Genomic DNA, 19,850 nt, shown 5'->3' with positions numbered 1-19,850 from the left:
TAAAAAAGCGGACTACATAGCAAGGTATGCAGTCCGTTCTTAATAATTATTTCACTGTTTACACACACTATTTGAAAAACATCTTTTTACAGAATTTTCACAGCGTGGATATTATTTTTTGTATTTAGCTTCACAGTATTTGCAGCGGTATACTTCGTGCTCCGGATCGGTCAGAAGGAAGATCTGATCCAGTTCCTGCTCGATGGAAGTGATACAACGCGGGTTTTTGCATTTGATGACATTGGTAACGGATGTCGGAAGTTTTAATGCACGTTTTTCCACAATGCGCTCATCTTTGATGATGTTTACTGTGATGTTGTGATCGATAAAACCAAGAATATCCAGGTCTAAGTTGTCGATGTTGCATTCTACTTTCAGGATATCTTTTTTGCCCATTTTGTTGCTTTTTGCATTTTTGATGATAGCAACACAGCAATCCAGCTCATCCAGCTTCAGATCATGATAGATGGAAAGGCTCATGCCTGCTTTGATATGGTCTAATACAAAACCTTCTTTGATTGCACCTACGTTTAACATTGCTTATACCTCCACTCCTAATAATGTAAGAATCAGGGCCATACGAACGTAAACGCCGTACTGAGCCTGTTTGAAATATACTGCTCTCGGATCATCATCTACTTCGGTAGAAATCTCATTGACACGTGGCAGCGGATGGAGTACCAGCATATCTTCCGGAGCCAGTTCCATTTTTGTTTTGTCTAAAATGTAGAAATCTTTCATGCGGATGTAATCTTCCTCATTGAAGAAACGCTCTTTCTGTACACGAGTCATGTAAAGGATATCCAGTTCCGGCAGAGCTTCTTCCAGACGAACCACCTCTTTGAAAGGAACATTGTTCTGGGCAAGTACATCTTCACGAATATAGCTTGGAACACGCAGTTCTTCCGGAGAGATCAGCACAAATTTTACATTAGGGTAACGAATCAGAGCATGAATCAGTGAGTGAACAGTACGTCCAAATTTCAGGTCACCACATAAACCAATGGTCAGATTGTCGAGATGACCTTTGAGACTGTGAATAGTAAGAAGATCGGTAAGTGTCTGTGTCGGATGCTGATGTCCGCCATCACCTGCATTAATGACAGGAATTGTGGATTTTTCGGAGGCAACTAACGGAGCACCTTCCTTCGGGTGACGCATTGCACAGATATCAGCATAACTGGAGATGACACGGATAGTATCGGAAACACTTTCTCCTTTGGCAGCGGAAGAACTGTCAGCACTGGAAAAACCAAGCACGGATCCGCCAAGATTTAACATAGCCGCTTCAAAACTGAGTCGGGTTCTGGTACTTGGCTCATAGAAGCAGGTAGCAAGCTTCTTGCCGGCACATGCATGTGCATATTTTTCCGGATTCTTTTCAATATCGTTCGCGAGATTGAGCAATTTATCTGTTTCTTCCACGGATAAATCTAACGGGCTCATTAAATGTCTCATAGGTCTCCTCCTTGATTGTATATAGTTTCACAGTTTACCTATTACATATGAGAAAGCTTCTTGGAAGATGTTCTTCGGGAAGCCTTCTGCAATCCGGAAAATCCGTTGATGACGATCCTGCGTGCATCAGGAGTTATCCGGATACATTGTGATGGGACAACTGCATTGTTTATCTTAAATATCATATACTATGAAGTTGCAAAATTCAATAGGTAGTTGGCATTCCTGATGTAGAAATTTGACCATTCAGTCAGTGCTTTTGTGCGAAAATTCAGACATTGTTCAGAGTATGGAAAAATGACAGAAACGTGGAGACGATGACTGCGGAAGTAAGTTGCCTGAGACACAGAACAGAGCGAAGTTTCATATCTTAAATACAACGGTAAATCAGGGGTTGAGGCTGGTATGCGGCAGACGGAAAAATTGTTGCAGGGGCTTAAATGGCGATGTATCCGGGGAGAGCTGCCCCGGGAAGTGACGCAGGTGGCATATGACAGCAGAAAAGTAGAGCCGGGAGCATTGTTTGTCTGCATTCAGGGAAGCAGGCAGGATGGGCATGCGTTTATCCGGGAGGCGGTGGAACGGGGAGCGGCGGCGATCCTGACGGAGAAAGATGTGATAGATGAAGAACAGATAAATCAAATTAATAATTTAAGAAAAGTTAATAACCTGCGAAAAATCTGTGTGTTGGAAACTAAGGATACCAGAGCTGCGTTGGCTTCTATTTCACGTCAATGGTTTGATAATCCACAGGAAAATTTAAAAATCATCGGTGTTACGGGAACAAAAGGCAAGACTTCCACTGCCTGGATGATCTGGAAAATGTTCACCGCAGCTGGTCAGAAGAGCGGTCTGATCGGAACCATTGAAGTCTGCTATGACACCTGGCAGCAGAAGATCCGCAACACCACACCGGAATCGTATGAATTGTATGAAATATTGCGAAAAATGGTGGATCATGGCTGTCAGTACGTGGTGATGGAAGTTTCTTCTCAGGCGTTGAAGTTACATCGGGTGAACGGAATCATGTTTGACGCAGCCGTTTTTACCAATCTGCGGGAAGACCATATCGGAGCAGGCGAACATGCAGATTTTGCGGAGTATATGGCATGTAAGCATCGGTTGTTCTGTCAGTGCCGAATTGGAATTTTTAATCAGGATGATCCATACTGGCAGGAAATGTGGCGCGGCAGCAGCTGTGAGAAGGTACTTACCTATGGATTTTCCAGACAGGCAGATTACTGTGCAGACCGGGTACAGCTTTTGCGAGGAAGCGACCGTCTGGGTGTGCAGTATCATCTGAACAGATATCGGATCGGAAAAAATCAGGGAGAAATGGAAGCTGCTTCGGAAAACAGCTGGAATGTGGTGGTAAATGCTCCGGGCAAGTTTTCTATATACAATTCGCTGGCAGCGATTTCTGTGGCGGAACAGTATCAGATACCGGAGGAAGCAATTGAAAAAGCACTGCATACCCTGCAGGTGCCGGGACGCATCGAAATGCTTCCGGTATCGCCACGTTTTATCGTCATCGTGGATTATGCGCACAATGCCATGGCACTGGATGCGTTGCTGAGGACGCTGCGGGATTATCACCCGGGGCGGATTATTTGTATTTTCGGTTGTGGCGGAAACCGGGCGGCAGAACGCAGATTTCAAATGGGCGAAGTGGCAGGGCGGCTGGCAGATCTGGTGGTGGTGACCACGGATAATCCCAGAGAGGAAGATCCGGAAAAAATTGCGGATGAGATCTGTCTTGGGCTGGAAGCGGCAAAAGGAAAATACGGCAGGATTCCGGATCGGGGGCAGGCAATCGCCTATGGCATTTCCCATGCAAAACCCGGAGATATCGTGGTGATTGCCGGAAAGGGTCATGAGACCTATCAGGAGATCAACGGGGAAAAATATCCGATGGATGATCGGAAACTTGCGATGAAGTGTAAGGTTTGGTAAGATAACAGTCAGCAGAGAAGAGTAAAAAGGAGCACTATGGATAAAAAAACATTGTATGCAAACATTATTATCGACATTTCCCTGGAAAAACTGGACCGTACGTTTCAGTATCTGATTCCGGAAATGCTGGCAGATCAGATTCATCCGGGCACACCGGTGGAGGTTCCCTTTGGAAATGGAAACCGACATATGCGCGGCTATGTGGTGGAAGTGACAGATCAGCCGGAATTTGACGTAAGCCGGATGAAATCTGTCCTGCGGGTCGTGCGGGAAGGGATTCCGATCGAAGGGCAGCTGATCGCGCTTGCCGCCTGGATGCGGGAAAATTTCGGCGGGACGATGAATCAGGCATTGAAAACAGTGATTCCGGTAAAACAGAAGACAACGGAGAAGGAAAAGCGGATGATCTGGCTGAAGCCAGATGCCGCAACAGCAAAAGCGCAGCTTGGCGAATTGCAGCGCAAGCATCAGACCGCGCGTGCGCGGCTGATGGAAGCGCTGCTGAAACAGTCTCCACTCCCCTATGAGACGGTGACACAGAAGCTGAATATTACAGCTTCTGTGATCCGTGCCATGCAGGAGAGGGAGCTGATCCGTGTGGAACACATCCGAAACTGGCGCAATCCGCTGGATCAGATGAAAAAGCAGGGAAACATTGTTTCCCTGAATCTGACGCAGCGACGCGTTGCGGATGAAATTTTATCAGGCTGGCAGCGGAGCGATGAACGCCCGTGCCTGATCCATGGAGTCACCGGCAGCGGAAAGACAGAAGTATATATGGAAATCATTGAGCAGGTGGTAAAGTCCGGAAAGCAGGCAATCGTCCTGATTCCGGAGATTGCGCTGACTTTTCAGACCGTACTTCGTTTTTACAACCATTTCGGTGACCGGGTATCAATTTTGAACTCCCGCATGTCCGCGGGAGAGCGCTCCGATCAGTTTGAACGGGCAAAAAGCGGGCTTTTGGACGTGATGATCGGTCCGCGGTCTGCGCTGTTCACACCTTTTCCAAATTTGGGTGTTATCATCATTGATGAGGAACACGAAGCGGCATACAAAAGTGAGACCGTGCCGCGGTATCATGCCAGAGAGACGGCAATCGCGCGGGCGCAGATGTGCGGTGCCAGGGTAGTGCTTGGTTCTGCCACTCCTTCGGTAGAGAGTTATGACCGGGCAAAGCAGGGGCAGTATCGTTTGTTCGAGATGAAAGAACGTGTCAGTGCCCGTCCGCTGCCGAGTGTATACACGGTGGATCTGCGGGAAGAATTAAGAAATGGAAACCGTTCCATTTTCAGTGACAAACTGCGGGAGCTGATCACAGACCGTTTGGAGAAAAAAGAACAGATCATGCTTTTTATCAACCGCCGCGGTGTGGCAGGTTTTGTCTCCTGCCGTTCCTGTGGAGAAGTCATTAAATGCCCGCATTGTGATGTGTCGCTGAACCTGCACAACAACGGAAAGTTAGTCTGCCATTACTGTGGATATGAGCAGCCGATGGTGAAAGAGTGCCCGTCCTGCGGTTCTCCTTATATTGGAGGTTTCAAGGCAGGAACCCAGAAGATCGAAGAAATGGTGAAACGGCAGTTTCCAACGGCGCGGGTACTTCGCATGGATCTGGACACCACCCGTAAAAAAGGCGGTTATGAAGAAATTTTATCTGCATTTGCAAACGGCGAGGCAGATATTCTGATCGGAACCCAGATGATCGTGAAAGGACATGATTTTCCAAATGTTACGCTGGTTGGCGTGCTGGCAGCAGATCTGTCCCTTCATATCAGCGATTACCGTGCGGCAGAGCGGACGTTTCAGCTGCTGACACAGGCAGCGGGCAGAGCCGGGCGCGGACACCGACAGGGCGAGGTCGTGATCCAGACGTATCAGCCGGAGCATTACAGCGTTGTGACAGCTGCCGAACAGGATTACGAAGCATTTTTTGAACAGGAAATATTCTTAAGAGAGATGATGCATTATCCGCCAAAATGGCATATGCTGGTGATTCATGCGGCAGGTGCACAGGAAATGCTGGTCAAACAGGCACAGGATGTGTTAAAATATAAGATGCTGACTCAGTCAGATAACGAAAAAAGCAGTCTGCAGGTTATTGGTCCGGCAGATGCGGCAGTTTCCAAAGTCAATGATATTTATCGGAAAATGCTGTATGCCAAAGCTGCGGATTATCAGAAGCTGGTCAGCATCAAAAATATGCTGGAAGAATATATTCGTATCGATCCGGCATTTCGCAATGTAAATATTCAGTTTGATTTTGATCCGATGAATGGATTTTAACAAATGGAAAAATGAAAAGGCAAACAGAAAAATACAGTGGACAGAATACGAAAACCGGTGAGAAAACCGGGAAAATCTGAAACTGAAAAAAGAGGAAACGAGGAGACAAAAATGGCACTTAGAACAATCAGAATTATGGGCGATGAAGTTTTGACAAAAGTATGTCGTGAGGTGAAAAAAGTAACCCCGCGTATTTCAGAGCTGATCGACGATATGCTGGAGACTATGTATGACGCATGCGGCGTGGGTCTTGCAGCACCGCAGGTCGGCGTACTGCGAAGAATCGTAGTAATCGATGTAGGAGAGGGACCGATCGTTATGATCAACCCGGAGATCCTTGAGACCGCCGGTAGCCAGACCGGTGACGAGGGATGCTTAAGCCTTCCGGGCAGAGCCGGTCAGGTGACACGCCCGAACTATGTAAAAGCAAAAGCATACGATGAAAATTTGGAACCGTACGAGATCGAGGGTGAAGGACTTCTTGCGCGTGCAATCTGCCATGAGCTGGATCATCTGGATGGACATATGTATGTGGAAAAAGTAGAGGGCGAACTCCACGACGTACAGTATGCGGATCCGGAAGATGAGGAAGACTGGGAAGAAATCGACGAAGAGTAATCTTTACAGGTCAGGAGGAATCAGAAGATGCGAGTAATCTTTATGGGAACCCCGGATTTTTCTGTGGGTACATTAAAAGCGTTAATCGAAGCAGGACATGAAGTAGTCCTGGCAGTTACACAGCCGGACAAGCCCAAGGGCAGAGGCAAGGCAATGCAGTTTCCACCGGTAAAAGAAGCTGCCGTTGAGCTTGGCATCGAAGTATATCAGCCGCGCCGTGTCCGGGAGCCGGAATGTGTGGAATATTTAAGAAAATACAACGCAGATATCATCGTAGTAGTAGCGTTTGGTCAGATTTTGCCAAAAGAAATCCTGGAAATGCCAAAATACGGCTGCGTGAACGTACATGCGTCTCTGCTGCCAAAATACAGAGGTGCAGCGCCGATCCAGTGGGCAGTCATCAACGGAGATAAAGTATCCGGTGTGACAACCATGCGCATGGATGAGGGACTGGATACCGGTGACATGATCATGAAAGAAGAAGTTGTTCTGGACGAAAAAGAAACCGGCGGAAGCCTGTTTGACCGTCTGAGCGAAGTTGGTGCAGATCTGTGTGTCCGTACTTTGACAGCTATTGAAAATGGAACAGCTACTTATACAAAACAGGATCATGAGGCAGCGACAAAAACAACCCTGATCAAAAAGCAGTTTGGCATCATTGACTGGACAAAACCGGCAAAAGAGATTGAATGTCTGATCCGAGGTTTAAATCCGTGGCCGAGTGCATATACTTATCTCCATGGAAAGACTTTGAAAATCTGGGCAGCATCTGTAAAAGACGAAACTTCGGAACATGCACCGGGAGAACTGGCAGTTGTGACAAAACACGAAGTCGGTGTGCAGACCGGAGACGGTATCCTGATGCTGGAAGAAGTACAGTTAGAGGGTAAAAAACGAATGACCGCAGATGCATTTTTGCGTGGAAATGCCTTGAGCGACGGAATGAAACTGGGAACTGAAAATTAAGCAGAAAGAAGTGACTACTATGCCTTATAGATATTATGGATTTTACTGGATGGACTATACTTATATTCTTGTCGTTATCGGAGCAATTATCTGTCTGATCGCATCGGCACGAATGAACAGTACCTTTAACCGTTATCAGCGGGTGCGCAGCATGTCGGGAATGACCGGTGCCATGGCAGCCGAGCGAATTTTACGGGATGCGGGCATCCATGACGTGCAGGTACAGCATATTTCCGGAAACCTGACGGATCATTACAATCCGATGAATAAGACGTTAAGTCTGTCAGACAGTGTATACAATTCAACTTCCGTTGCAGCAGTGGGCGTGGCAGCCCATGAGTGCGGGCATGCGATCCAGCATGCAAACGGATATGTTCCGCTGCGTGTTCGTGGCGCTTTTGTGCCGGTGGCAAATATCGGTTCCAATCTGGCATGGCCACTGATCATTATTGGTCTGTTTATCCGCGGTTCCATGAGTTCCGTACTGATTCAGGCAGGAATCATCATGTTCTCCCTGGCGGTACTGTTTCAGCTCATTACACTGCCGGTAGAGTTTAATGCTTCTCATCGTGCCATGCAGCAGCTGGAACGCACCGGTATTTTAGGCGGAAATGAACTGCGGGATACGAGAAAAGTCCTGACCGCGGCAGCTATGACTTATGTGGCAAGTGCAGCATCTATGATCCTGCAGCTTCTGCGGCTGATCATCTTATTTGGAGGACGACGCAGAGATGACGAATAACAGAAATGACAATGTTAATACGAGAAATCTGGTGGTGGATATCCTGTTAGCTGTGACCAGAGACGGTGAATTTTCCCATATCGCCATCCGCGATGTGCTGGATAAATACCGTTATCTGCCAAAACAGGATCGTGCCTTCATCACCCGCTTATCACAGGGAACCTTAGAGCGCATGATCGAACTGGATGCCATCATCAACCAGTTTTCCAAAACAAAAGTAAAAAAGATGAAGCCGGTGATCGCAGCCATCCTGCGAAGCGGTGTGTATCAGTTAAAATACATGGATTCCGTACCGGATTCCGCTGCCTGTAATGAGGCGGTGAAACTTACGGTAAAACGTGGATTTTCCGGCCTGAAGGGATTTGTCAACGGCGTAATGCGAAACATTGCCCGGAATCTGGACCAGATCAAACTGCCGGATGCTGACAAAGAGCCGGAAAAATATCTGTCCGTGCGCTATTCCGTTCCGGAATGGATCGTTGCCCGTTTTATCCGACAATACGGAAAAGAAGCCTGTGAAAAGAGTCTGGAAGCATTTTTACAGCCGCATCCGACTTCGGTACAGGTAGATACGGACCGCATTTCTATGGAAGAAATTACGGCATCTTTGCAGGCGCAGGGAATTACCGTCACACAAAACCCGGAGATCAAACGGGCATTATTCCTGTCCGGATACGAAGCTCTGGATGAAATCGAAGAATTTGAAAACGGTCTGCTCTATGTACAGGATACCGCGTCCATGCTTGCCGTGGAAATGGCAGCACCAAAGCCGGGAGATACCGTGATCGATGTCTGTGCGGCACCGGGTGGCAAGAGTGTGTACGCAGCCCGCATGATCGGTGAAACGGGTCATGTGGAGTCCAGAGATCTGACAGAATATAAAGTCGCGATGATCGAGGATAACATTGAACGCTGTCAGTTATCGAATATGACGGCAAAAGTGTGGGATGCCACTGAATTTGATGCATCCGCGGAAGAAAAAGCCGATGTGGTTATCGCGGATCTGCCATGTTCCGGACTTGGTGTGATCGGAACGAAAACCGATATCAAATATAACGCTTCTGAGGAAAAAATTCAGGAGCTGGCAGCGTTACAACAGGAAATCCTGCAGGTTGTCTGCCGTTATGTCAAACCGGACGGTACGTTGTTATACAGTACCTGTACGATGACAAAAGAAGAAAACGAAGAAAATGTACATAAATTTTTAGAGACGCATACAGAGTTTGAACTGGAGCAGATGCGTCAGTGCTTCCCTTATGAGGGATGCGATGGATTCTTTATGGCAAAAATGCATCGTAAATAATATCAGATGAGAGGCGAAATCGCACATCTGATCGCAGCAAGAATGTCAGAAGACATTCTTGAACGGAGTATAATATGGAAAAAACAGATTTGAAATCATTGCCTATGGACCAGCTGGAACAGTGGGTATTAGAACACGGGGAAAAGAAATTCCGTGCGAAACAGTTATATCAGTGGATGCACGTAAAACTGGCAGATTCTGTGGAGCAGATGAGCAATCTTCCAGCAAAACTGAGAGAACAGATTTCGGAAAACAGCACTTTTACGGTATTAAAACAGGTGACCATGCAGGAGTCTGCCATCGATGGAACCAGAAAATATCTGTTTGAGCTGGAAGACCACAATATGGTAGAGAGCGTGCTGATGCGCTACAAACACGGCAATTCCGTGTGTATTTCCTCTCAGGTTGGGTGCCGTATGGGCTGCCGTTTCTGTGCGTCAACCTTAGATGGACTGGTGCGTAACCTGACACCGGCAGAGATGTTGGAGCAGATTTACCGGATCAGTGCAGACACCGGAGAGCGTGTTTCCAATGTCGTTGTCATGGGAACCGGCGAACCGCTGGATAATTATGACAACCTGCTGACGTTTATTCGGATGCTGACCGACGAAAACGGATTACATATCAGCCAAAGAAATATTACGGTATCCACCTGTGGTCTGGTGCCACGGATTCGGGATCTGGCAAAAGAAGACCTTCAGATCACACTGGCATTGTCCCTGCATGCTTCCAGTCAGGAAAAACGTCTGGAACTGATGCCGGTGGCAAAAGCTTATGAGATCCATGAAGTGGTGGAGGCGTTGCGGGATTATTTTGAGGAAACAGGCAGACGTGTCACTTTTGAGTACAGTCTGGTGGCAGGTGTCAACGACAGTGAGGAAGATGCAAAACAACTGTCCGAACTGATCAGAGGCATCAATTGTCACGTCAATTTGATACCTGTAAACCCGATTAAAGAGCGTGATTTTGTGCAACCTGACGGAAAAGCCGTGCAGGAATTTAAAAATAAACTTGAAAAATGCAGAATAAATGTTACTATTAGAAGAGAAATGGGCCGTGATATAGATGGCGCATGTGGACAGCTACGCAAACGGTATTCAGAAAGGCAGGACTCTTAGAAGATGAAGATAAGTTCTCTTACAGATATTGGAACAACGAGAGAAATGAATCAGGACTATCTCTATTCCTCAGAGGAAGCTGTGGGAAATCTGCCCAATCTCTTTCTGGTAGCAGATGGAATGGGCGGACATAAAGCAGGAGAATTTGCATCCCGCTTTGCGGTGGAAGCTGTTGTTGCGGCCATCAGAGAGAATCAGGAGAAGCGCCCGGTGGCAATCCTTTCCCAGAGTATTCAGAGAGCAAACCGCAGACTGAAGGAATATGCAGATGAGCATCAGCAGATGAAAGGAATGGGAACGACCATTGTTGCTGCCGTGATCGATCAGGATACGCTGATTGTGGCAAACGTGGGAGACAGTCGCCTGTATATCATCGGAGATACGATCGAACAGATCACGGAAGACCATTCGCTGGTTCAGGAGATGGTGCGCCTTGGCAAAATGGACGAGGAAAGTGCCAGAAATCACCCGAATAAGAACATCATTACACGTGCCATTGGCACATCAGAAGATGTGAAGATAGATATTTTTGAACGACAGGTCCATGCAGGAGAATACATTGTACTTTGTTCGGATGGACTCACCAATATGGTAGAAGACAGTGTCATCCTTGAAGTGCTGCATGGAACCGGAAGCCTGGCGGACAAAACCGAACGGCTTGTTGAACTTGCAAATCAAAACGGTGGAAGAGACAATATCACTGTTACTATAATAGAACCTAATTCAGATGAGGTGACAGAATGTTAAATAATGGAACATTTATTGCGAACCGCTACGAGATCGTAGGTCAGGTCGGAACCGGAGGCATGTCCGATGTATACAAGGCGAAGGACCATGCTCTGGGCAGATATGTAGCAATTAAAGTGCTGAAGTCAGAATTCAGCGAAGATACAAATTTTGTAAGCAAATTCCGCACAGAGGCACAGTCCGCTGCGGTATTAGAGCATCCAAACATCGTAAATATTTATGATGTCGGAAGTGAAAACGGCATTCATTACATTGTAATGGAATATGTAGAAGGAATTACCTTAAAGACTTATATTGAGAAAAAAGGTCAGCTGACTTATAAGGAAGCGCTGAGCATCGCCATCCAGGTGGGACGTGGTATTCAGGCAGCCCATGCAAAAAATATCGTGCATCGGGATATCAAACCGCAGAATATCATCATTTCCACAGATGGAAAAGTAAAAGTAACCGATTTTGGTATCGCAAGAGCGGTATCAGAAAATACCATTCATTCTGATGTAATGGGATCGGTACACTATGCATCTCCGGAGCAGGCGCGTAATGGCTATGTCAGCAACCGAAGCGATATCTATTCTCTTGGTATCGTTATGTACGAGATGGTGACCGGCCGTGTTCCGTTCGACGGAGACAGCACCGTTGCAGTAGCGATCCAGCATCTGCAGGATGAGATGGATCCGCCAAGCAAATACGCACCGAATCTGCCAATCAGTCTGGAAAAAATTATCCAGAAATGTACGCAGAAAAGTCCGGATCGCCGCTATGACTCCATGGAGAGTCTTCTGATCGATCTCAGAAAAGCACTGTTAAATCCGAATGAGGATTTCGTGACACTGGTTCCGTTCAGTCAGGACAAAACCCGTGTTCTCACCGACGATGAGGTCAATGAGATCAAGAAAAAGACCGAGGCGGTGAAACAGGATGAGCCGGAACCAGAAGAAGACGACATGAGCGAGTACGATGATGATATGAGTGAGTATGATAAGGACGATGATGACGCGGAAGAAGGACGTTTCCTCAATTCCAAGATGGAAAAAATTGTTGGAATCATGCGAATTGTCGTTGCAATCATTATCGTAATCATTGTGGTATATATTTTAGGAAGCTTTTTTGATGTGTTCCATTTCGGATCAAAGAAAAATAACAGTAAAAATGACACCCTTGTATCCGAAGATGTCGAGGAGTCTGTTGTTATGATCGACCTGAAAGGAAAAACACTGGACGAAGCAAAAACAGAGCTGAAAAAACTGGGCTTAAATGTTACTGAAGCAGGAACCGAGATTTCTGATTCCTATGAAAAAGGACAGATCATTGATCAGGATGTAGCAAAAGGCGAGACCGTAAAGACCGGAACAATGATTAAAGTTACTGTTTCTGCCGGAAGTGAAGAAGAAAATGCCAAAGATGTAGATGTCCCGGATGTTACCGGAAAAACGGCAGAAGCAGCCATGGCAACACTGGAGGACAAAAATCTGACAGTTTCCAGAGAATTTGAATTCAGCAATGATGTGCCGTCCGGTCAGGTGATCCGTCAGGATCCGAAAGCCGGTAAGACTGTAAAAGAAGGCACAAAAGTAACTATTTACGTCAGCCAGGGAACAGAATCCATTAAAGTTACAGATGTAAGAGGCAAATCCGAGGCGGACGCGAAAGCAGCACTTTTTGATTTTGATGTCACAACAACTACAGAACACAGTGATACTGTTGCTGAGGGCAATGTCATCAGTCAGAGTATTTCCGGTGGACAGTATGCAGAAAAAGGTGCTTCGATTACCATCGTAGTCAGCAGTGGTCCGGAGAAGATTTCCTACTATATTAAATCTCCGGTAAAAGCACCGACAAATGTAACGGTTACATCCGCTGATATCTCGCTGTATAAAGCAGAAAGCAGCGATCTGATCCATTCCTGGAGCGGTATCACCTCCTTCCCGTATACGGTAGAGGCACACGACATCGATGTTCCGAAGGGAACTATTGTGATCACATGGCACTACACCGATTCCAACGGCACAGAGCAAAGCCAGGAACAGAGCCAGGATGTAAACTTTAACAAAGAGTAACGGGTTATGAAGCAGGGAAAGATTGTAAAAGGAATTGCCGGATTCTACTACGTATCAGTAGCAGGATCCGGTATCTATGAATGTAAGGCAAAAGGAGCCTTCCGCCAGCAGAAACTGAAACCGCTGGTGGGGGACAATGTACAGATAGACATTATCAATGAAGATGAAAAGACGGGAAATGTGGTAGAGATCCTTCCGCGGAAAAATGCGCTGATCCGGCCGGCAGTGGCAAATGTCGATCAGGCATTGGTGATCTTTGCGGGAACTTCACCCAAACCGAATCTGAATCTGCTGGATCGATTTTTACTGATGATGGAGCAGCAGGAAGTTCCGACACTGATCTGTTTTAATAAAGAAGATCTGGCATCGGAGACTGAGATTCAGGAGCTTCGGGAGGCATATGAGACCAGTGGTTATCCGCTGTATTTCCTGAGTGCGAAAGAAGAAGATGGCATTGCACCTTTACGGGAAGCATTGCAGGGAAAGACAACAACTGTTGCAGGTCCGTCAGGTGTTGGTAAATCCACCCTGATCAATCTGCTGGCACCGGATGTTCAGATGGAGACCGGAGCCATCAGTGAGAAGATTCAGCGTGGAAAGCATACCACCAGACATTCCCAGTTGATCATGCTGGATGAAGAAACCTATATTTTTGATACCCCGGGTTTCAGTTCACTGGCATCTGATTTTTTTGAAAAAGAAACACTGGGAACCTTATTCCCGGAATTTATGGAGTATGAACAAAATTGCCGTTTTACCGGATGCAGCCATATCGGTGAGCCGGATTGCGGCGTCAAAGAGGCACTGGCAGAAAGGAAAATCAGCCAGAGCCGGTACAATAACTACGTTCAGATTTACAACGAACTGAAAGACAAAAGAAAATATTAGTAGTTATTGTATTTTGATCATTTTATACGATTTCAGGCATAGAACAAAATGCTAATATGATAAAAATAAGGAGTATGAAAAAAATGAATTGTTTATCACCTTCACTGCTTGCTTCTGATTTCTCTATCTTAGGAGAACAGGTAAAAATGCTGGATGAAGCAGGTGCACAGTACGTACACATTGATGTAATGGATGGCAGCTTTGTACCAAGTATTTCTTTCGGACTTCCGGTTATCAAATCCATCCGGAAATGTACCGACCGTATTTTTGACGTACATCTCATGATTGATGAGCCGGTGCGCTATATCGATGAATTTGTAGATGCAGGCGCAGATCTGATCACGGTACATGCGGAGGCATGTAAGCATCTGGATCGCACCATTCATGCGATCAAAGACCGCGGCGTGCTTGCAGGCGTTGCATTAAATCCGGCAACACCGCTTTCCGTACTGGATTACATTCTTCCGGAATGTGATATGGTACTTTTGATGAGTGTAAACCCGGGATTTGGCGGACAGAAATACATTCCGTATACAACACAGAAGATCCGTGATCTCAAGCAGATGATGAAAGAGAAAAACTGCCAGGCAGATATCGAGGTAGATGGTGGTGTTTCTCTGAAAAATGTGCAGGAAGTTCTGGATGCGGGAGCGAATATTATTGTAGCGGGAACTGCCGTGTTCAAAGGAGATATTCAGGAGAATGTACGGGGATTTCTTGATATTATGGAGAAGTAGAACATAAGTAGGTGAAGAATTATGCGTTGCCTGATTATAACAGGAGGAACGATTCAGACTGAATTTGCGATTAAATATATAAAAGAAAGAACTTGGGATTATGTTGTTTGTGCAGATGCAGGGATGAAGTTCTGTCATGAAGCGGGAATTATGCCGAATCTGATTTTGGGTGATTTTGATTCTGTAGATGGGGAATCTTATGAATATTTCCAGAAGGTTTGTCTGGAACGGATGGAGCGGTTTCCGACACATAAGGATGAGACGGACACGGAACTTGCGTTGCTTCGTGCGATTGATGCGGGGGCGGATGCGATTACTATGATCGGTGCCACCGGAACACGTCTGGATCATGTGATGGGAAATATCCAGATGCTGAAACTGGCATTGGATAGAAAGGTTTCCTGCCAGATCGTGGATGCTCACAACCGGATCCGCATGGTGGATAAATTCGCAGAATTAAAAAAAACAGACCAGTTTGGAAAATATGTATCATTGCTTCCGTTTACTCCGGAAGTCAGAGGAATCACTTTAAAAGGATTTGCTTATGAAGTGGAAAATTTTACACTGGTCAGTGGAATTGCCCGCGGAGTCAGCAATGAGCTGAAAGCGGAAACAGCTACCATTTCCTGTGAAGAAGGCATCTTGTTGGTAATTGAGTCCAGGGATTAGCAAAATTAAGAAAGTCTCCTGCTATCATTGCGTGAAGCAATAAGCAGGGGGCTTTCTTATATTTAGAAGGGGATATATGTCCTTCTGATAAGCTGCATAGCAGCTATTTTGCTATGAGCAAACAGCGTAAACGAATTGCGAATATCCTTTTGAGCTATGTAGATATTATTATTCAGCTACTTCGATCAATTCTACAATATACTGAATGCAGCGTTCCAATCCGAGTACGCTGGTATTGAGGATCATACAATGGTTTTTGAAATCACCCCATTTACGGTCTGTATAGTATTCATAATGCAGCCGTCTCTTTTTATCCATATCCTGATTCATATTGCGAGCTTCTTTTTCACTTAAGTCGAAAAGCTTCTGTGTACGTGCGATTTTTTCCGATTCGTTTCCACATATGAAAATATGATATGCATCCGGATCGTCTTTCAGAATATAATCTGCACAACGTCCTATGATTACACAGGAACCTTTCTGTGCCAGATCTCTGATTACCTGTGTCTGAGCGACATAAACCTGATCAGACAGAGAACTTCCGGTGCGGTCGCGTCCTACAAACGCATAGGCAAACAGATTCTTCGATGGAGCATATTCGGATTGTTCCTGGATGAAAGACTCTGAATAGCCGGTTTTTTCTGCAATCTGGAAAATAATATCCTTGTCATAGTAAGGAATATTCATGCGTTTTGCCACTTCTTCCCCAATGAAATGACCGCCGCTGCCAAATTCACGACTGATGGTAATGATCGTTTTCTTCATATAAATACCTTCTTCCCATGGTGTAGTAGTATTGTTTCGTGTCCCTCTCCAGAGACCATATCAGATGGAATTATTTTATCTTCTATCTGATGTAATTACCCACCTATATTATAACATATGAGGAATGGAAAAGGTAACATACAGTTTGAGAGATGTGTTTCAATTCCTTAATAAAAAACAGAAAAAATAACCAACATATATTTTAAAATATAAATATGTATGTTAAAATAAAAAGGGTGATAGATTATGAAAGATATAAACATGATATACACAGATTTGATTCATCAAAAAAGAGAAGCAGAAGCACGTTTGACAGAATATCAAAAAAAACTAGAGCAGCTGCAAGAGAGGAAAAGTAACATTATAATAAAAAAAATCAATGGGGATTTATACTATTATTCCCAACATCGTGAAAATGGGAAAGTGGTCAGTAAGTATCTGGGAGCGGTAAAACCGGGAAGTATTGTAGACGAAGAAAAAAAGCAGATGCAGATTTCTGATTTGTCAGAAAAAGTGAAAAATTTGAAATTAGATATTGAGAGCCTGGAGCAGATGATAAAATGCTATATAAAAAGGAAAAAGCAGGATTCTATTTTGGATAATTTTTCGTTTGAAGTATACTGGAAAGATGATATTACAGCACGTGTATATGTAAGAGGAAAGAATGTTACAGTATCAAAATATACGGAAAATCCGGGAAAACAGCTTTTTGCAGAGAAAAAAATGACGCGATATCAGCTTGGAAAGATTTTTGAAATGCGTTGTTGGGAAAAGGGACGTGCGGATATCAATGAGATTTTGGAAAATCTGGGATTAAAAGAATACAATCCATATGAAATAGTTCGAAAAACACATGGAGTAAGTTATAACGATTATATATGGTTCCGATTTCCGGGAGAACAGTTGACAAGCAAAGATGTGTTAGTGAGGGATTAATATGTTTTGTGAGAATATTGAAAGTCAATATATCGTAATGCAGGAAGGAACCAGTGAGGGAACCCAGATAAAATATAAAAAAGATGGATATTGGTACAAAAAGGATAGCCGGGGAAAGGAAGGCAAAATATCGGCATTTACTGGAGAAATAAACGTCTCCTTTGGTTGACGATAAAGCTCTGGTGGCATATAATACTAGGTATGTAAAGGAGTAGCAGAAACATGAGTAAAATTATTTTGACAGGTGATCGCCCGACAGGCCGTCTTCATGTCGGACATTACGTGGGATCATTAAAAGAAAGAGTTCGTCTACAGAATTCTGGACTGTACGACGAAGTTTATATTATGATAGCAGATGCACAGGCTCTGACAGATAACGCAGAGCATCCGGAGAAAGTTCGTCAGAACATCATCCAGGTTGCACTGGATTATCTGGCATGTGGTATTGATCCGGAGAAAGCAACGATCTTTATCCAGTCTATGGTACCGGAACTGACCGAGCTGACATTCTATTACATGAATCTGGTTACCGTATCCAGAGTTCAGAGAAACCCTACTGTAAAAGCTGAGATTCAGCAGAAAAACTTTGAATCCAGTATTCCGGTTGGCTTCTTCTGTTATCCGATCAGTCAGGCAGCAGACATTACTGCTTTCCGTGCCACAACCGTTCCGGCTGGCGAGGATCAGATGCCGATGATCGAACAGTGTAAAGAAATCGTTCATAAATTCAACAGCGTATATGGTGAGACACTGACAGAGCCGGAGATCGTACTTCCGACCAATCAGGCCTGTTTACGTCTGCCGGGTATCGATGGTAAGGCAAAAATGAGTAAATCTCTTGGAAACTGCATTTATCTGTCCGATGAACCGGATGAGATTAAGAAAAAAGTAATGTCCATGTTCACAGATCCGAACCATCTGAGAGTAGAAGATCCGGGACGTGTTGATGGAAATCCGGTATTTATTTATCTGGATGCATTCAGTAAACCGGAACATTTCGCAGAGTACCTGCCGGATTATCAGAATCTGGACGAGCTGAAAGCACACTATACCCGCGGTGGTCTTGGCGATGTAAAAGTAAAGAAATTCCTGAATAACGTACTTCAGGAAGAACTGGCACCGATCCGTGAGAGACGTAAAATGTGGGAGCAGCGTATTCCGGATGTATATGATATCCTGAAAAAAGGTACAGAAGTTGCTGAGAAGAAGGCAGCTGCTACATTGAAGGATGTACGTGCTGCAATGCAGATTAATTATTTTGATTAATAAAAATATCCCTGTAGGAAATTGCTTGTAAAAGCATTTCTCTACGGGGATTATTTTTGTCGAAGATAAGAGTATTGGTTTACCGTTTTGAGGACAGCCATTCTTGTAAAGTTTTTGCATCTATCTTGGAAGCAAGTTGCACTATTTGGGAAAACTATGGAAAGCCTTGTATTTACTGGTTTGAAAGAAAAAAGAGGGAAAATCCAAGGAACGTAGAAGCCAAAATGGCTCATTTTTGTGAATAATGCCATGAGTATCTGGTAAAAATAATTTCATAGAATACATAAATCTGCGAAATTATCACACAAAAAAAAATCAGTAACGCCTGAAAACGTTACTGACCACCCTGTTTGATCTGATATATAACTTTTTATCCTGCACACTGAATCAACGGCTTGAATTTCTGCATCTGTATTTTCTTGTACTCCATAGAAGAATGGAAATAATATTCCATTGTGATCTTGATATCCGCATGTCCCAAAATTTCACTGAGAGTTCGAATATCCCATCCCAAAGTAATGCATCGGGTTGCGAAAGTATGCCGCAGGCAATGAAAATTTAAATATGGCACTTGTATCTTCTCCAGAGTATTTTTATAAAAATATTGTAGCGTTCGTGGATCTAATGGCGTAATTCCAGATTTTGAAAAGAGATACGGATGTGATTCAGAAAAAAGCAAATGCTCTTTTAAAAAAACAATTATGAAATTTGGAAGTGGAATCAATCGGTATGCATTTTTGCTTTTGGGCTCTGATATCACTAATTCCGTCTTTTTATGATTTGCTTTTTGTTGGGAAATAACAACGGATCTTTGCACCGTTCGGACGATTTTTAAATAGCCATCGGCGAGATTCAGATCATCATATCTCAGGGCACACAACTCACCAATACGGATTCCAGAATACAAGGCCAGTAAGATTGCGCAGGCATACAGAGACGGATGATCAAATAAATACTGTTCCAGTAAAGATTGATTTTCCTTGGAAAAAACGCGAACCAGATGACGGTCGCGTGATAATTTTGGAGACAATTTCAGACGTAGTTGTAAATAACCATGTTCATATCCATAGCCGAGCGTACGATTCAAAATCATATACACACAGCGAAGCGATGTGGTAGACAGTTTTTTTTCATTAGATGGATCCTGGTTTAATGATTCGTAAAAAGCCCGGATGATTTCCTGTGAAATTAAGGCACAGTCGATGCTTTTAAAATACGGTTTGAGATGTAAACGTGTAATCTGTTCATATTTGCAATATGTTGAATGCTTTACCGGTTCCTTTGTCTGCTCTAACCATTCCTCTAGCAATGTCGAAAAGAATTTTTCTGATTTTTTCATAA

Annotated in this window: 18 protein-coding genes; 14 read left to right on the top strand and 4 right to left on the bottom strand. The window is 44.5% G+C overall.

Features of this window, described 5'->3' with window-relative positions; translation table 11 throughout:
* Nucleotides 1-111: 111 nt before the first annotated feature.
* Nucleotides 112-537 carry an aspartate carbamoyltransferase regulatory subunit gene (locus LG34_RS01485; RefSeq protein WP_109214553.1) on the bottom strand — a complete coding sequence of 142 codons (426 nt, stop codon included), beginning with the start codon at nucleotides 535-537 and terminating at the stop codon, nucleotides 112-114.
* A gap of 3 nt (nucleotides 538-540) precedes the next feature.
* On the bottom strand, nucleotides 541-1,458 hold the full coding sequence (gene pyrB, locus LG34_RS01480) for an aspartate carbamoyltransferase (protein ID WP_109214552.1): 918 nt from the start codon (nucleotides 1,456-1,458) through the stop codon (nucleotides 541-543).
* Nucleotides 1,459-1,863: 405 nt separating this feature from the next.
* Between pyrB and LG34_RS01475 the strand changes: the two genes are divergently transcribed.
* From LG34_RS01475 to LG34_RS01425, 12 genes are all read left to right on the top strand, one after another.
* Entirely contained in the window at nucleotides 1,864-3,411 is a 1,548-nt protein-coding gene (locus LG34_RS01475) for a UDP-N-acetylmuramoyl-L-alanyl-D-glutamate--2,6-diaminopimelate ligase (RefSeq protein ID WP_109214551.1), read from the top strand.
* 36 nt (nucleotides 3,412-3,447) lie between these two features.
* Nucleotides 3,448-5,697 carry a replication restart helicase PriA gene (priA, locus tag LG34_RS01470; protein ID WP_242979769.1) on the top strand — a complete coding sequence of 750 codons (2,250 nt, stop codon included), beginning with the start codon at nucleotides 3,448-3,450 and terminating at the stop codon, nucleotides 5,695-5,697.
* A gap of 111 nt (nucleotides 5,698-5,808) precedes the next feature.
* Complete coding sequence (def, locus tag LG34_RS01465) at nucleotides 5,809-6,315, top strand: peptide deformylase (protein WP_109214564.1); 507 nt, start codon at nucleotides 5,809-5,811, stop codon at nucleotides 6,313-6,315.
* Between the two features lie 27 nt (nucleotides 6,316-6,342).
* Nucleotides 6,343-7,281: a methionyl-tRNA formyltransferase gene (gene fmt, locus LG34_RS01460; protein ID WP_109214550.1), complete on the top strand. Its 939-nt coding sequence runs from the start codon at nucleotides 6,343-6,345 to the stop codon at nucleotides 7,279-7,281.
* A gap of 19 nt (nucleotides 7,282-7,300) precedes the next feature.
* Nucleotides 7,301-8,023 (top strand): zinc metallopeptidase, encoded by a 723-nt coding sequence (locus LG34_RS01455; RefSeq protein WP_109214549.1) that lies wholly within the window; start codon nucleotides 7,301-7,303, stop codon nucleotides 8,021-8,023.
* A complete protein-coding gene (rsmB, locus tag LG34_RS01450) occupies nucleotides 8,013-9,326 on the top strand; it encodes a 16S rRNA (cytosine(967)-C(5))-methyltransferase RsmB (RefSeq protein WP_109214548.1) in 1,314 nt (437 codons plus the stop codon). The genes LG34_RS01455 and rsmB overlap by 11 nt, the downstream gene beginning before the upstream one ends.
* A gap of 74 nt (nucleotides 9,327-9,400) precedes the next feature.
* Complete coding sequence (gene rlmN, locus LG34_RS01445; protein WP_109214547.1) at nucleotides 9,401-10,444, top strand: 23S rRNA (adenine(2503)-C(2))-methyltransferase RlmN; 1,044 nt, start codon at nucleotides 9,401-9,403, stop codon at nucleotides 10,442-10,444.
* A 3-nt stretch (nucleotides 10,445-10,447) separates the two neighbouring features.
* On the top strand, nucleotides 10,448-11,191 hold the full coding sequence (locus tag LG34_RS01440; protein WP_109214546.1) for a Stp1/IreP family PP2C-type Ser/Thr phosphatase: 744 nt from the start codon (nucleotides 10,448-10,450) through the stop codon (nucleotides 11,189-11,191).
* The gene (pknB, locus tag LG34_RS01435; protein ID WP_181369248.1) at nucleotides 11,185-13,248 is read left to right on the top strand and encodes a Stk1 family PASTA domain-containing Ser/Thr kinase; all 2,064 of its coding nucleotides are present in this window, start codon (nucleotides 11,185-11,187) and stop codon (nucleotides 13,246-13,248) included. Before LG34_RS01440 ends, pknB begins: the two co-directional genes overlap by 7 nt.
* A gap of 6 nt (nucleotides 13,249-13,254) precedes the next feature.
* Nucleotides 13,255-14,136 carry a ribosome small subunit-dependent GTPase A gene (rsgA, locus tag LG34_RS16580; RefSeq protein WP_181369247.1) on the top strand — a complete coding sequence of 294 codons (882 nt, stop codon included), beginning with the start codon at nucleotides 13,255-13,257 and terminating at the stop codon, nucleotides 14,134-14,136.
* A gap of 83 nt (nucleotides 14,137-14,219) precedes the next feature.
* Nucleotides 14,220-14,873, top strand: coding sequence for a ribulose-phosphate 3-epimerase (rpe, locus tag LG34_RS01430; protein ID WP_118702429.1), 654 nt, complete (start codon nucleotides 14,220-14,222; stop codon nucleotides 14,871-14,873).
* Between the two features lie 21 nt (nucleotides 14,874-14,894).
* The gene (locus LG34_RS01425) at nucleotides 14,895-15,542 is read left to right on the top strand and encodes a thiamine diphosphokinase (RefSeq protein ID WP_109214544.1); all 648 of its coding nucleotides are present in this window, start codon (nucleotides 14,895-14,897) and stop codon (nucleotides 15,540-15,542) included.
* A 168-nt stretch (nucleotides 15,543-15,710) separates the two neighbouring features.
* On the opposite strand, the gene LG34_RS01420 is transcribed toward LG34_RS01425, so the two are convergent.
* A complete protein-coding gene (locus LG34_RS01420; RefSeq protein WP_109214543.1) occupies nucleotides 15,711-16,307 on the bottom strand; it encodes an AAA family ATPase in 597 nt (198 codons plus the stop codon).
* 423 nt (nucleotides 16,308-16,730) lie between these two features.
* On the opposite strand from LG34_RS01420, the gene LG34_RS01415 reads away from it, so the two are divergent.
* Nucleotides 16,731-17,243 (top strand): hypothetical protein, encoded by a 513-nt coding sequence (locus LG34_RS01415; RefSeq protein ID WP_146190163.1) that lies wholly within the window; start codon nucleotides 16,731-16,733, stop codon nucleotides 17,241-17,243.
* Nucleotides 17,244-17,465: 222 nt separating this feature from the next.
* Nucleotides 17,466-18,509 carry a tryptophan--tRNA ligase gene (gene trpS, locus LG34_RS01410; RefSeq protein ID WP_109214541.1) on the top strand — a complete coding sequence of 348 codons (1,044 nt, stop codon included), beginning with the start codon at nucleotides 17,466-17,468 and terminating at the stop codon, nucleotides 18,507-18,509.
* A gap of 370 nt (nucleotides 18,510-18,879) precedes the next feature.
* Here the strand turns inward: trpS and LG34_RS01405 are convergent, their stop codons facing one another.
* Entirely contained in the window at nucleotides 18,880-19,848 is a 969-nt protein-coding gene (locus LG34_RS01405; RefSeq protein ID WP_109214540.1) for a tyrosine-type recombinase/integrase, read from the bottom strand.
* Between the last annotated feature and the right edge of the window lie 2 nt (nucleotides 19,849-19,850).

Source organism: Eubacterium ramulus, from assembly GCF_003122485.1.
Taxonomy (GTDB): Bacteria; Bacillota; Clostridia; order Lachnospirales; family Lachnospiraceae; genus Eubacterium_I; species Eubacterium_I ramulus_A.
Note: the sequence above shows the minus strand (reverse complement) of the source record. Positions and strands in the feature narration are given on the sequence as shown.

Excerpts from the sequence above, each read along its gene's own strand:
- LG34_RS01485 (WP_109214553.1), bottom strand. The coding sequence starts at position 537 with ATGTTAAACGTAGGTGCAATCAAAGAAGGTTTTGTATTAGACCATATC.
- pyrB (WP_109214552.1), bottom strand. The coding sequence starts at position 1,458 with ATGAGACATTTAATGAGCCCGTTAGATTTATCCGTGGAAGAAACAGAT.
- LG34_RS01475 (WP_109214551.1), top strand. The coding sequence starts at position 1,864 with ATGCGGCAGACGGAAAAATTGTTGCAGGGGCTTAAATGGCGATGTATC.
- priA (WP_242979769.1), top strand. The coding sequence starts at position 3,448 with ATGGATAAAAAAACATTGTATGCAAACATTATTATCGACATTTCCCTG.
- def (WP_109214564.1), top strand. The coding sequence starts at position 5,809 with ATGGCACTTAGAACAATCAGAATTATGGGCGATGAAGTTTTGACAAAA.
- fmt (WP_109214550.1), top strand. The coding sequence starts at position 6,343 with ATGCGAGTAATCTTTATGGGAACCCCGGATTTTTCTGTGGGTACATTA.
- LG34_RS01455 (WP_109214549.1), top strand. The coding sequence starts at position 7,301 with ATGCCTTATAGATATTATGGATTTTACTGGATGGACTATACTTATATT.
- rsmB (WP_109214548.1), top strand. The coding sequence starts at position 8,013 with ATGACGAATAACAGAAATGACAATGTTAATACGAGAAATCTGGTGGTG.
- rlmN (WP_109214547.1), top strand. The coding sequence starts at position 9,401 with ATGGAAAAAACAGATTTGAAATCATTGCCTATGGACCAGCTGGAACAG.
- LG34_RS01440 (WP_109214546.1), top strand. The coding sequence starts at position 10,448 with ATGAAGATAAGTTCTCTTACAGATATTGGAACAACGAGAGAAATGAAT.
- pknB (WP_181369248.1), top strand. The coding sequence starts at position 11,185 with ATGTTAAATAATGGAACATTTATTGCGAACCGCTACGAGATCGTAGGT.
- rsgA (WP_181369247.1), top strand. The coding sequence starts at position 13,255 with ATGAAGCAGGGAAAGATTGTAAAAGGAATTGCCGGATTCTACTACGTA.
- rpe (WP_118702429.1), top strand. The coding sequence starts at position 14,220 with ATGAATTGTTTATCACCTTCACTGCTTGCTTCTGATTTCTCTATCTTA.
- LG34_RS01425 (WP_109214544.1), top strand. The coding sequence starts at position 14,895 with ATGCGTTGCCTGATTATAACAGGAGGAACGATTCAGACTGAATTTGCG.
- LG34_RS01420 (WP_109214543.1), bottom strand. The coding sequence starts at position 16,307 with ATGAAGAAAACGATCATTACCATCAGTCGTGAATTTGGCAGCGGCGGT.
- trpS (WP_109214541.1), top strand. The coding sequence starts at position 17,466 with ATGAGTAAAATTATTTTGACAGGTGATCGCCCGACAGGCCGTCTTCAT.
- LG34_RS01405 (WP_109214540.1), bottom strand. The coding sequence starts at position 19,848 with ATGAAAAAATCAGAAAAATTCTTTTCGACATTGCTAGAGGAATGGTTA.